Here is a 12,274-nt window from a genome sequence, read left to right as displayed (position 1 = left end):
CCCTCAGCCGAGCATGGCCAGCGGAACCACCGCAACGCCGTCGGGTCGCCGGTACGCCACCCGCCCGGTGTAGACCAGCACTTCGTCGAGTAGCCTGTCGCCAAGTTTGGTCTCGAGCCAGTTGAGGTGCTTGACGTCGTCGGCGGTGACCTCCGCAGAATTCATACAGGCAAAAAGCCTCCGCCGCCGATTCTGATTGCCTCTGCGGGAGAAGAATAAAAATTGGCCTCCCGCATTTGAGGAAACCTAAGAGTTTAGGTTCTAACCTTGGGGAGGCGCTGATGTATAAATCTTACTGGTTTTCATGCCGGCATCAAGAGGAAAGCCGCACACAGACGCTACCAGCCGATTTTCAAGATTCCTAGCAGTCGTTTTTCAGGTTTTCCGCGCAGCCCGCCACGCGCGGTCTCACATAGCCGTTCGCCACTTCACGCTTCCTGCGTTTCCTCCGCTATCCGCGGCGCCCCGAACCTGCCCTTCATCTCGATGGGCGTGAAATATTGTAGGTCGTAGCTCGTATGACCGGCCGCCATCGCGGCGTACACGGCTTTGATTTCGCGCTTCGCCGCGTCGAGGTCGGTGTACCAGCCGATGATTTCTTCCTTCCGGTTCCAGAACCCCTTTTCGGTAACCGCCAGCAGCGCGTACTTAATCTCGCCCGTCCCGAACGACCTCGTCGCCCGCACGTCATAACACAAGCACAGCTTCTCGCCGTCCGGGGACTCGATCGCGATCCGTTCCGACGGCTGCAGCACGCGCACATATTGCGTCGACGACGCCGACGCCTCAGCCCCGCCGCTCGGCTCAGATTGCACCTCGGCCGTCGTCGCCTCCAGCTCCGACCCATCCGTATGCGGCGCTGCGGGCAACGCAAACAAACTATCTAGCGACACTCCAAGCTCCCGCGCAAGCAGCACCAGTTTTTCCACCTCAGGGTAGCCATCACCGTTTTCCCACCTCGACACCGCCTGACGCGACACCCCCAGCACATCCGCCACGTGACCCTGCGTGATGTTCTGCCTCTTCCGGGCAGCCTTCAAATGCCGTGCAAAAGTGTCATTAAGATCCATCAGTCCGACTTCCTCTCGAGTGGGTGCTCTTTCACAGTAGCGGGTGTCAACCGCCGGCAATAGGCGGTCAACCGCCAGTCGTGGGCGGTCTTCCCTCAGTAGACAGAGAAACATTTTTGCTGTCAAGCAAGTGCACGCGGAAATCGGGCAACCTGGAGTTGCAAAGCGGCCGCGTTTCTTCAGAGCTATGCGGGGGATGAGCGCAAGCTCAAGTTGCGGGAGCAGTTTTCGGCGGCCGGCAGCCGGCGCCCGGCCAGCCTGCCCTAAAACAGGAATCTGAACGGGTACAGCGTCGTCACGATCAGCGTCAGCAGCGCAGTCTTGCTGTAGATCGCATGGTTGATGCGGTTCGCCGCTTGCGCCCCCGCGCCCTTCACGGCCGCACCCGCATCCTTAACCGCGCTACGCACGGCTCCGGCGTCGGGCTGCCTTTGCAGCTGGTAGGCATCCGCCTCGTAGAAATCCAGCTTCCCGACGTTCGCGGCGAAAAACTCCCTCCCGCGCTCAACGAGCATCACTTCGCTGATGATATACGCCGACCGCATATCCCAGTTAAAACTCCCCACCCCGATAAGTTCGTCGTCGATCGTGAACACCTTGCCGTGGTACGACCGCGCCTTCGAGCTCAGCAGCACGTCCGCGCCGAGCTTCTTGATCTTGTTCTTCTGGATGATGAAGTCGCCCGCGCCGATGACGTTCGCGTTGTTGAACGGCGAGTTGGTGAAGATCGTCGTCGGCACCTGCGCCGCTGCTCCCGCGAGCACGTCGTACATCCGCTGGTTCGCGATGAGGTAAGGGGTGTGGCCCCGTACGTTGGCCTTCGCGTTGCGCATGAGCGCGCTGATGTCGTGCAGACTCTCGGGCGCCTTCGCGGCCGCCCCCACCGGGTTCTTAATCAGCGCCACACTCTCCACCCGCGTCAGTTTCCCGATAGTCGACGACGTCGTAGTTCGCCGGACTCTCGACCTTCACCTCACGATACAGTCCGTCGAGCTCCTCCAGGATCCTGGCGTTTTCCCGATCAGTTGCGAACAGGCACGCCCGATCCAGACTCGTGCTGACGCGCTTTTTCATCTCGTCAAAATAGTCGTCCAGTTGCGCGACGACGTCGTCCGGCGCCCGCTTCTCGCTGTAGACGAGCACGTCCCAGTCGTACGCGGTGTCGGCGTCGTGAACAAGGAATCGATCCTCGATGTTCCTGCCGCCCACGAACGCCAGCTTGTCCTCAACAATCATGTATTTGTCGTGCATCCGCCCAAACAGCGTCCACGGTTTGAGGAACCGCAACGGATTGTGGACCACGATGTTGACGTTCTCGAAACTGTTCAGCGCCTTGTAATACTTATTCTTCCCGGCGTTGAGTTTGAGGGAGAGGCCGTCGAGGATGATGTCAATCTTCACGCCCCTCTTGGCTGCGTTGACGAGGCTCGCCGTAAATAATTTCCCCGAGGCATCCGCCTTCAACCGATAGCACGCCACCTTGATCTTTTCCTTCGCGTGCTCGATGGCCCGCAGCCTCTCGATCCTCGCGCGGTCGTTGTTGGCGATGAGCGTGGCGTAGTTGACCGAGCCGTCGTTCGCGTAGAACCTGCCGAGCGAAAAATTCTCCGTGTACTTCCGTGACAGCGGGAGGCGCTTGAGAAACGGGACGGATGCAAGGAATAGGTACAGGAGTATCCTGGTGAGGAGGTAGGTGAGTCTTCGTTGCATGTTCTCACATCCGTGTGGTCAAGTTCCGGGGCCGTTTCGCGCCTTGAAGAAACCTTTAATAATGGCGCCTCGGCCGCATTACCGGGGGTCACATTCTGGCGTAAAAAGCCACGTTCGGGCCGTTTACTTAACGACTTTAGAGAAAAGCAGTAAAGAAAATTGAATAACACGATTATAGTCCTGCTGCTGGTCATGTGCGCTCGCACATGTCGGCTTACGTCAAGAGCGTAGTTACTTGGGCTGGTTTGCGGCACCGCGGGCACCCGGGTCGAAAGTCGCACATCCTCCTGCCCGGTGGTAGATTATTGGGCGGTGCGCGGTGGCAGCTGCCACCCACGTGAACACTGGATACGAACGAAATCCCACAATCCCAACGGAGGGAAGATGACAAAGTACGTATACGACTTTACCGAGGGCGATAAGGACCAGAAGGACCTGCTCGGCGGTAAGGGCGCAAACCTCGCAGAGATGACCAACCTTGGCTTGCCCGTGCCTCCCGGCTTCACCATCACCACCGAAGCCTGCCGCGTCTACCTCACCGAAGGTGCGGCGCCCGAGGTGCTCGACGTGCAGGTCACCGGAGCAATCCGCGAAGTCGAATCGAAGATGGGCAAGCGTCTGGGCGACCCGTCGGACCCGCTGCTCATGTCCGTCCGCTCCGGTGCAAAGTTCTCCATGCCCGGCATGATGGAGACCGTCCTCAACATCGGCCTCAACGACGAATCCGTCATCGGCCTGGCCGAACAGTCGGGCGACGAGCGCTTCGCCTGGGACTCCTACCGCCGCCTCATCCAGATGTTCGGCAAGACCGTCCTCCACATCGAAGGCGAGCCCTTCGCCGACGCCCTCCATGCCCTCCAGGCCGAAAAGGGCTACGCCGGCGACCCCGACATGACCACTGAGGACCTCCAGCGCCTCGTCGTCGAATTCAAGGCGATCGTCAAGGAAGCAACCGGCAAGGACTTCCCGCAGGACCCGCGCGAGCAGCTCGACCTCGCCGTCGAGGCCGTCTTCAACTCTTGGAACACCGACCGCGCGCGCATCTACCGCCGCCGCGAGCACATCCCCAACGACATCGGAACCGCCGTCAACGTCCAGACCATGGTCTTCGGCAACATGGGCGAAGGCTCCGGCACGGGCGTGTGCTTCACGCGTGACCCCTCCACCGGCCACTCCGGCGTCTACGGCGACTACCTCGAGAACGCCCAGGGCGAAGACGTCGTCGCGGGCATCCGCAACACGCTCCCGCTGGCCGCGCTCGGCGAGATCGACAAGAAGTCCTACGACGAGCTGCTCGCCATCATGGACCGCCTCGAAACCCACTACCGCGACCTGTGCGATATCGAGTTCACCGTCCAGCGCGGCAAGCTGTGGATGTTGCAGACCCGCGTCGGCAAGCGCACCCCGGCCGCGGCCTTCCGCGTGGCGGACCAGCTCGTCGACGAGCGACTCATCACCCGCGACGAAGCCGTCACCCGCGTGACCGGCGAGCAGCTCACCTCGTTGCTCTTCCCGCAGTTCGACAAGTCCGCCGCCAAGACCACCATCACCCGCGGCATGCCCGCCTCGCCGGGCGCAGCCGTGGGCGAGATCGTCATGGACAACGCCACCGCCGTTGCCCGCACCCAGGCAGGCGCCAAGGTTGTGCTCGTTCGCCGCGAAACCAACCCCGAGGACCTCCAGGGCATGGTCGTCTCCGAAGGCATCCTCACCGCTCGTGGCGGCAAGACCTCCCACGCCGCCGTCGTGGCGCGTGGCATGGGCCGCTGCTGCGTGGTCGGCGCCGATGACCTCCTGGTAGACGAAATTGCCGGCACCATGAAGGTCAAGTCCTCCGGCAAGGAATTCAAGGTCGGCGACATCATCGCCATCGACGGCACCACCGGCGAAGTCTTCGAAGGCGCCGTTGCTGTGACCGACTCCCCGGTGACCACCTACCTCGCCGAAGGCCTGGAGGCGGGCCTGGCCGCGGCGTCGTCGGATGACGACAAGGACCTTGTGGGTGCCGTGGACCGCATCATGCGCCACGCCGACGAAAAGCGCCGCATGCTCGTGCGCGCCAACGCCGACTCGCCCGAAGACGCCCAGCGCGCCCGCGACTTCGGCGCCCAAGGCATCGGCCTGTGCCGCACTGAGCACATGTTCCTCGGCGAGCGCCGCAAGCTCATCGAGAAGATGATCCTCGCCCACGACGAAGAGACCCAGACCGCCGCCCTCGCCGAACTCCTGCCGTACCAGCGCGAGGACTTCATCGGCATCTTCGCCGCCATGGACGGCCTGCCCGTCACCGTGCGCCTCATCGACCCGCCGCTGCACGAGTTCCTGCCCGACCTCACCGAGATCTCGGTCAAGCTCGCCGTCAAGGAAGCCAAGGGCGAAGAGATCACCGACGAAGAGCGCGAGCTCCTCGCCGCCGTCAAGAGCCACCACGAGCAGAACCCGATGCTCGGCCTGCGCGGCGTCCGCCTCGGCCTGAAGATCCCGGGCCTCATCCGCCTCCAGGTGCGCGCCATCTCCGAAGCTGCCGCACAGCTAAAGAAGGAAGGCAAGGACCCCAAGCCGGAGATCATGGTCCCGCTCATCGGCGGCGTGCGTGAACTCCAGATCGTGCGCGACATGGCCCTCGAAGTCATCGCCGAGGTCTCCGCCGAAACCGGGGTTGAGCTCGACCTGCCGATCGGCAACATGATCGAGCTGCCGCGCGCAGCCGTCTCCGCCGACACGATCGCAGCCGAATCCGACTTCTTCTCCTTCGGCACCAACGACCTGACTCAGACCACCTGGGGCTTCTCGCGCGACGACGTCGAAGGCACCTTCTTCAACGAGTACTTCGACTATGGCGTGTTCGGCGTTTCGCCGTTCGAGTCCGTGGACCTCGGCGGCGTGGGTGCGATGGTTGACATGGGTGTCCAGCGCGGCCGCCACACCAAGCCCGACATGAAGATGGGCGTGTGTGGTGAGCACGGCGGCGACCCGAGCTCGATCCACTTCTTCGAGAAGGTCGGCCTCAACTACGTCTCCTGCTCGCCCTTCCGCGTGCCGGTCGCCCGCCTCGAGGCTGGCCGTGCCGCCATCGAAAACGAGACCACCTACGAGCGCCGCTTCGACCACGTGTAGTGGCATCAGCGGGTCGAGGCTCGCGCGCACTGGCGCGTAGGCCACGGTAGCCCGCGACGTTCGATACGGGTGTGGCCCGATCTTCGGATCGGGCCACAGCCATGTCTGCTGTGTTTTCTTCGGGGCGCTGGGTGTCTGGCGCTGGGGCGCTGGGTGTCTGGCGCTGGGTGTCTGGCCCTAGGGTGCTGGGGTCGCCGCGCGTCGGTGCCAGCCGCGCGCATCGGCGTCGTGCGCCGGGCGGTGTCGGGGAGGTCAGCCCGCGGGCGATTTGTACGCTTGGGTACAAGTTCTTGTTAGGGTAGAAGGGCACGGCCGCGGAAGGTGCCGCCACGGTGCCGCCCGGTTCGTGCCACGCACATGCTAAACGCACAAATGAAAGAGATACCGTGGAAAACGAAAACAATCCCACGCAAGAACCAGATATGTCGCAGACCGCTGCGCTGCCCGGTCGCCCGGAGGGTGAGCCCAGCGTAGCCGAGACGGCGCCTATTCCGACTCGCCCGGCCGAAGCCCCGGCCCCGGCCGAAGCCCCGGCCTACGTGCCGGCGGCCCCCACCGAGCCGATCGCCGTCCCCGCGGCGCCTGCCAAGCCCACCGAGACGGTCGGCGGCGCGTTCACCGCACTGTGGGCCGCGCTTGTCCTCTTCTTCAAGGGTAAGCTCGTGGACGCCTTCAACCTGGGTGAGACCTACCGCCACTACTGGCACGTCGCCGTCGGCGTCTTCCTCGGCCTGACCGGCCTGGTTTACTTCTCCGTGGCCGTCGCAACCGTCAACGGCGCGAACGATGCCTTCGGACGCGTCTTCGGCTCCGCCTTCCGCGCCGCCGGCAGCCCGTTCTCCGCGGGCCTCCAGGCCTTTTTCATCGGCGCAATTCTCGCGGCCATCTTCGTCTTCGCCCGCATCGCCGGCATGTTCTTCACGCTGAAGGTGCGCGGGCTCAACGTCCCCTTCGGCCGGGTCGCGACCGTGTGGGCCGTGGCGGCCACCCCGTGGATCTTCATGCTGGTCATCTCGGCAGTGGTGGGCATCCTGCCCTCTTACACCACCTTCTTACTGGCGACGATCATCTCCATGATCGGCATCCCCATGACCATCTTCATGGCCGAGCTCTCCTTCTACGTGGGCCTCAACCGCATCGCCCCCGTGGAGAAGTCCCTGCTCGTCCCGCACACGCTCTTCACCGGCCTGGCCCTGCTCGTCTCCGGCCTGGCAACCATGGCGCTCTTCGAGATGGCTTTCTAATGACGCAACGCACTACGTCACGTTTTAGCCTGGTCGCGCTCTTCGCGGCCCTCCTCCTCGTCCTGAGCGCGTGCGGCGCGCGCGTCACCACCGCACTCGAGCTCAACGACGCCGGCGCCGGCACCCGCACCATGTCCTTCAAGATGGAGCGCAACCAGGACGCCGAGGGCAAGATCCAAGGTGGCTTCGACGCCGTCGACGCCGCCATCAAAAAGCACCTCCCAGCCGAGCTGACCTACTCGGGCCTCAACGTCGCCGACGCCGACGTGACCGGTTCCTTCACCCTCACCTTCTCCTCGCTCGACGACTACAAGGACAAGGTGGCGAAGGTTCTCGAGGCCGGCGGCAAGGACATCACGCCCAAAGTCACCTTCTATAACGCCGACGGCATGCTGAAGAAGGGTTTCAAGTTCACCGAGAACTTCTCCTCGACGCATCTGCTCAAGTGGCTGCCGGAGGCGCTCGTCGTCGAGAACGTCATCGACAAATCTGAGGCCTCCAACGTCATCGAGGCCGAGGGGGCCGGCACGGTCAAGTTCGGCGACAAGACCTACACGCAGGAATACGGCGGCACCCTCCGCATCGACGAGACCCAGGACCAGGGCTTCAGCTCCGTGGCCCTCGAAATCGCGCCGGTCGGGGAGAAGGGCTACGACGTCGTCGTGCGCACGAAGCGTTCCGGAACCCCGGGCGCGCCGCTCAAGAAGCTCGACGACGACTTCTTCGCTTCCCTCAAGATCGCGGGCGCGAAGGTCGACGCCGACGTCGATAGCGAAAGCAGGAACTACCAGCGCACGCTGAGCTTCTCGGCGGCCTCGGAGAAGGAACTCGTCGAACGAGTGGACGCCGTGTTCGGCAAGGACACCACCAAGTTCGAGGTCGCCAACAACTCCGGCAAAGACGCGCGCATCGAGCGCACCTACAAGGGCAGCGTCGATCCGGTGCAAATCTGCGCCGATTACTGCGATGTATCCGTGAAGGTCTCCGCGCCGGAGGGCTATAAGACGCCCACGAACGACGGCGAGGACACCAACTACGGCACGGGCGCCTTCGAGTTCACCTTCGTCAAGTCGGTCTCCTTCGACTCGATGAACATTACGATGGACGTCGACATGTCGCGCCAGTGGACGCTCAACATCGACGCCGTGCTCGACATGGCCGAATACGAAGCTTTCCTGGACCAGATCGACGAGACGCTGACCCCGCCGGCCGATGCCGGCACCATGACGAAGTCTGACGCTGACGGCAAACGAACCTACTCGCTCGTGCTCAAGCCCGCGGCAGATAACTCGAGTGCGGTCAACGAGTTCGTGCGCGGCACCGTGGAGGTGGGAGACGTCAGCACCATCGAAAGGGAAGCCTACGGCGCCGACTACCAGGTCAACCTCAAGCTAGATCCCGCAAGCATGGTGGGCATGATGGCTGTTGACAAGGTCAGCGCGCGCGTCAACCTGGGAACCTTCCACAGCTTCTCCGACGCCACGGGCGGCTGGACGGTTGACGGCTCCACGGCATCCTACGAGGGCGACGGCGGCGAGCTGCCCGCGCTCTACGCCTACGCATCCGGACCAAGCCTGGGCAAGATCATTGGCCTGAGCATCCTCGGCGCGCTGGTGCTGGTGGGAGTGGCTTTGGCGGTCATCTTCCGCAAGCGCCTGGCGCCGATTCTCTCGCGCGCGGGGAAGTCTGCGAAGGCGGCCAGTGTGAGCGCCGTTGACATGGCCAAGGAGGCCTCGCATTCCGCTGCGACCGGTTACTCGACCGCGATGGCACAGGCCGGTGCGGCTGGTGTGGCGGATTCGCCGCAGGGATTCACCGAGCACAACCTCCGATAGGTCGCCCGCCCTTGTTGGGCGAGTAACCCGTCCTTCGATGTCGATTTTTGAACCGATCTTCGTATATACGCCACATCGGTTCAAAAATCGACATCGAAGGTCATGTGGGTCGCCAGGCCAGGGCCGTTCCGGGCTCCAGTGGGCGTCTCGGCGCTGTGCCAGGTCCGACTTTTTCGCGTCAGGCGGCTCATCAGCGCGTCAGGTGCCCCATCAACGTGGCGGGTGTCGCCGTGGAGGGCCACCATGACGTCCAGCACCCCACGCTTGGCCCCCAAAAACCGGAATCATTCCAACATTTGAATAAGGGGTCTTTCGGCTTTCGAAACTCAATTAGGTGAGGGTAGCCTTGCTCCTCGGTGGGTTGTGGTTGATCTGCAATAGGTCTGCTATTGACCCGGCCTGGCTTCCCGCCAGCGTCCCGTTGGTCCGGCAGCGTGCTAGGCCTTGGCCACATTCTTGGAGGAAAACATGAAACTCTCCGAATGCCCCACACGCGTGGCACTTCGCTTGACGGATATCGAACTCCCGCGCCGTAGCATGTTGCGCATGCAAGAGATCGGGCTCCGTATCGGTGCGCAGGCCACGATCGTTCAGCGTGCTGGCTTTGGCGGACTTGTTCTCAACATTGCAGGTTCTCGTGTGGCGGTTGATCACCGGTCGGCGAAGAAGATTGAAGCGGAGCTGGTTGCAGCATGATGACTCAGACCAAGGTAGACGACAAGCCGAAGAACCGGTTCGCGGGCGTGTCCATCGCGCTCGTCGGCAACCCGAACGTCGGCAAATCCACGCTATTTAACGGTGTTACCGGTTCCCGCCAGGCGGTCGTCAACGCTCCGGGTACGACGGTGGAGGTGAAGGCAGGGACGTGGAAGAGCCTCGGAGTGCGCATCCTCGATCTGCCTGGAACGTACTCCTTAGTGCCGAATAGTCCGGATGAGAAGGTTGTTTCGGATACTCTCGCGGGCACCTATTTCGGTGCGGATACCATCGCTTCGCTATCGGGCACAGAAAACGTGGATCTTGTCCTGGCTGTCCTCGACGGTGGTGCTCTCACCCGGTCGTTATATCTTGTCGCTCAGCTTGCTCAGACCGGTTATCCGGTGGCGGCCGTGATTCACATGGCGGACGTCGCCACGGATAATGGTGTAAATATTGATCCGTCGGTGGTCTCGCGCGAACTGGGTATCCCTGTCATGGTTTTTGACCCGCGTAAACGCGCGAGCTATGCCAGCTTGGACCGTTTTGTTGAACAGGCCATTTTGGAACCAAAACGGGTGGCAGGTATTGAGCCTGACCCTGCCGCTCCCGGTTACAATTCCCGTGCTGCCTCTGGGCCGGTCGCGCAGTGCCACTTGTCTGAAGTTGATTCCCGTGACCTCCTTGCGCAGACCTCGTGTGGGGCGCGTATGTCCTGCGGGTGTGGGCACCAGGGCGTGACGAGCCTTGACCTTGGGCCGACCCGCACGAACGACGTCGCTAAGCCTTCGAGTATGCCGGCAGGTGACGCGACGGGTAATCCTCTCCAGCCCGCAAGTGAGGCGGAACTCGAACGTGCTACCACTCTTTTTGGCTGGGTGGACCGGGTGGAGTCGGCGATCAATACCGCTGCCCACGACGACGGGAGCGCCAGCCGTGGCCTCTCGCGGTCGGATCGTGTGGACCGCGTGTTGCTCAACCCGTTCGTCGGGCCTGTGGTTTTCTTTGCCGTCATGTGGTTCCTGTTCAAGCTGGCAGGGGAGTGGGTGGGCCCGATCCAGGACCACTTCGATGCCTTCTTCACCAGCGACGACGAGGGTGCGCTGTCGGTGGCCAACGGCGTCGGGTGGCTGTTGTCGTCGGCTGGCCTCGACGGCACGTGGGTGGAATCGGCTCTCATTAAAGGCCTGGTGACTGGCCTAGGCGTGGTCGCCTCGTTTGTCCCGCTCATGTTCGTGATCTTCGCGGCGCTGTCGATTCTTGAAGACTCGGGCTACATGGCCCGGGCCGCCTTCCTCGCCGATCGCCTCATGCGCCGCATTGGACTGGATGGCCGCGTGGTCCTGCCACTCATCATGGGCTTCGGATGCAACCTGCCCTCGCTTGCGGCGGCGCGCACGCTCCCGTCCGCGGCCCAGCGCCTCGTGACCGTGCTCATCACGCCGTACACCTCGTGTGCTGCGCGCCTGACGATCTACCTCATGATCGCCAAGATTTTCTTCCCGGCCAACGCGGGCACGGTGGTGTTCGCGATGTACGTGATTTCCCTTGCCCTCGTGGTGGTGGCCGCGTGGGGTTTGAAGCACTTCTTCACCAAGCATGAGGCCGAAGCCCCGCTCATGCTGATCCTGCCCGCCTACCAGGTGCCGCGCCTGCTCGTTCTGACCCGCCACGCCGTGCAGCGGTCGTGGGTGTTCGTCAAGGGGGCGGGCAAGATTATTGTGGCCATGACGATGGTCGTGTGGCTCTTGGGCGCGATTCCGATGGCCGAGGGCAAGTCCTTCGCCGACCCCGAGCTGGCCATGGAGCATTCCGCTTACGGGCAGATCGCCAAGGTGCTCGAGCCGGTCTTCGAGCCTGCAGGCTTCGGCGACTGGCACATGACCGGCGCCCTCATGACGGGCTTCGTCGCCAAGGAGACCGTGGTGTCCTCGATCGTGGCCTCCTACAACATGGACCCGGAGGCGGCCGGCGACGCCGAAGACAACGGCGACGACCTCGGCGTCCTGCCCGAGCTCCTCGGCCAGACCTTTACACAGACCGCGGGCGAAGGCCTCCAGGGGCTTGCCGCGATCGCCTTCCTCGTGTTCGTCCTGGCCTACACGCCGTGCCTGGCCACGGTGGCCGAGCAGGCCAAGCTCATCGGTTCCCGCCGCACGACGATCGCCGTGGTCGTCCAACTGCTCCTCGCTTGGGCACTTGCCGTGGGCATCTTCCAGATTGGCAAGTTATTCTTGTGAGAGAGATGCGGCTGGGCTCACGCCGGGCTCGCGGTGGCACGACGCCGTCCGCGCCGCCCGCGCCCGCCAAGGCAGATACGCCCGCGGCCGATGCGTCGCCTTCGCAGCCCGCGCCCTACGCGGTCACCGAGCGCGTCCTCGCCGAGATCCGGGCGGGCGGAACGATCCCGGCCGTCGCCCACAAGACGGGCACGAGCGAGGTGTTCGTCAAGGTCCTCGTCAACCATCTGGCGCGTACGGGACTGGGCGGGACGGCGTCGTCGTTGTGTTCCTCGGGCCAAGGCGCGTGCGGGAGCGAGGGTGCACAGACTGAAGCGGCTCTCATTAGTTGTGCAGGCTGCGCGTTCGCGAAGTAAATCGGG

The 12,274-nt window shown here is 63.3% G+C and carries 10 protein-coding genes; 6 read left to right on the top strand and 4 right to left on the bottom strand.

The genetic code is table 11. From position 1 onward, the window contains the following. Positions 1-3: 3 nt before the first annotated feature. The 4 genes from HLG82_RS07890 to HLG82_RS07875 form a co-directional block, all read right to left on the bottom strand. Positions 4-165, bottom strand: coding sequence for a hypothetical protein (locus HLG82_RS07890; protein WP_193326304.1), 162 nt, complete (start codon positions 163-165; stop codon positions 4-6). Positions 166-428: 263 nt separating this feature from the next. Next, positions 429-1,070 carry a helix-turn-helix transcriptional regulator gene (locus HLG82_RS07885; protein WP_193326303.1) on the bottom strand — a complete coding sequence of 214 codons (642 nt, stop codon included), beginning with the start codon at positions 1,068-1,070 and terminating at the stop codon, positions 429-431. Positions 1,071-1,333: 263 nt separating this feature from the next. Then, complete coding sequence (locus HLG82_RS07880; RefSeq protein ID WP_193326302.1) at positions 1,334-1,975, bottom strand: phospholipase D-like domain-containing protein; 642 nt, start codon at positions 1,973-1,975, stop codon at positions 1,334-1,336. After that, a complete protein-coding gene (locus HLG82_RS07875) occupies positions 1,962-2,780 on the bottom strand; it encodes a phospholipase D-like domain-containing protein (RefSeq protein WP_193326301.1) in 819 nt (272 codons plus the stop codon). Before HLG82_RS07875 ends, HLG82_RS07880 begins: the two co-directional genes overlap by 14 nt. A 384-nt stretch (positions 2,781-3,164) precedes the next feature. On the opposite strand from HLG82_RS07875, the gene ppdK reads away from it, so the two are divergent. From ppdK to HLG82_RS07845, 6 genes are all read left to right on the top strand, one after another. Further along, positions 3,165-5,897 carry a pyruvate, phosphate dikinase gene (ppdK, locus tag HLG82_RS07870; RefSeq protein WP_193326300.1) on the top strand — a complete coding sequence of 911 codons (2,733 nt, stop codon included), beginning with the start codon at positions 3,165-3,167 and terminating at the stop codon, positions 5,895-5,897. A gap of 386 nt (positions 5,898-6,283) precedes the next feature. Further along, the gene (locus HLG82_RS07865; protein WP_193326299.1) at positions 6,284-7,141 is read left to right on the top strand and encodes a hypothetical protein; all 858 of its coding nucleotides are present in this window, start codon (positions 6,284-6,286) and stop codon (positions 7,139-7,141) included. After that, on the top strand, positions 7,141-8,976 hold the full coding sequence (locus HLG82_RS07860) for a hypothetical protein (RefSeq protein ID WP_193326298.1): 1,836 nt from the start codon (positions 7,141-7,143) through the stop codon (positions 8,974-8,976). Before HLG82_RS07865 ends, HLG82_RS07860 begins: the two co-directional genes overlap by 1 nt. A 468-nt stretch (positions 8,977-9,444) precedes the next feature. Then, positions 9,445-9,672 carry a FeoA family protein gene (locus HLG82_RS07855; RefSeq protein ID WP_193326297.1) on the top strand — a complete coding sequence of 76 codons (228 nt, stop codon included), beginning with the start codon at positions 9,445-9,447 and terminating at the stop codon, positions 9,670-9,672. Next, the gene (gene feoB, locus HLG82_RS07850) at positions 9,669-11,912 is read left to right on the top strand and encodes a ferrous iron transporter B (protein WP_255313868.1); all 2,244 of its coding nucleotides are present in this window, start codon (positions 9,669-9,671) and stop codon (positions 11,910-11,912) included. Before HLG82_RS07855 ends, feoB begins: the two co-directional genes overlap by 4 nt. After that, positions 11,909-12,268 (top strand): hypothetical protein, encoded by a 360-nt coding sequence (locus HLG82_RS07845; protein ID WP_193326296.1) that lies wholly within the window; start codon positions 11,909-11,911, stop codon positions 12,266-12,268. The genes feoB and HLG82_RS07845 overlap by 4 nt, the downstream gene beginning before the upstream one ends. The last annotated feature ends 6 nt before the right edge of the window (positions 12,269-12,274 follow it).

The sequence above is a fragment of the Trueperella pecoris genome (assembly GCF_014926385.1).
In the GTDB taxonomy this organism is placed as follows: Bacteria; Actinomycetota; Actinomycetes; order Actinomycetales; family Actinomycetaceae; genus Trueperella; species Trueperella pecoris.
This window is presented reverse-complemented; position numbering and strand designations above follow the sequence as displayed.

What these genes read in the sequence shown, in the direction of transcription:
- HLG82_RS07890 (WP_193326304.1), bottom strand. Translation starts at nt 165, where the DNA reads ATGAATTCTGCGGAGGTCACCGCCGACGACGTCAAGCACCTCAACTGG.
- HLG82_RS07860 (WP_193326298.1), top strand. Translation starts at nt 7,141, where the DNA reads ATGACGCAACGCACTACGTCACGTTTTAGCCTGGTCGCGCTCTTCGCG.
- HLG82_RS07885 (WP_193326303.1), bottom strand. Translation starts at nt 1,070, where the DNA reads ATGGATCTTAATGACACTTTTGCACGGCATTTGAAGGCTGCCCGGAAG.
- feoB (WP_255313868.1), top strand. Translation starts at nt 9,669, where the DNA reads ATGATGACTCAGACCAAGGTAGACGACAAGCCGAAGAACCGGTTCGCG.
- HLG82_RS07875 (WP_193326301.1), bottom strand. Translation starts at nt 2,780, where the DNA reads ATGCAACGAAGACTCACCTACCTCCTCACCAGGATACTCCTGTACCTA.
- ppdK (WP_193326300.1), top strand. Translation starts at nt 3,165, where the DNA reads ATGACAAAGTACGTATACGACTTTACCGAGGGCGATAAGGACCAGAAG.
- HLG82_RS07855 (WP_193326297.1), top strand. Translation starts at nt 9,445, where the DNA reads ATGAAACTCTCCGAATGCCCCACACGCGTGGCACTTCGCTTGACGGAT.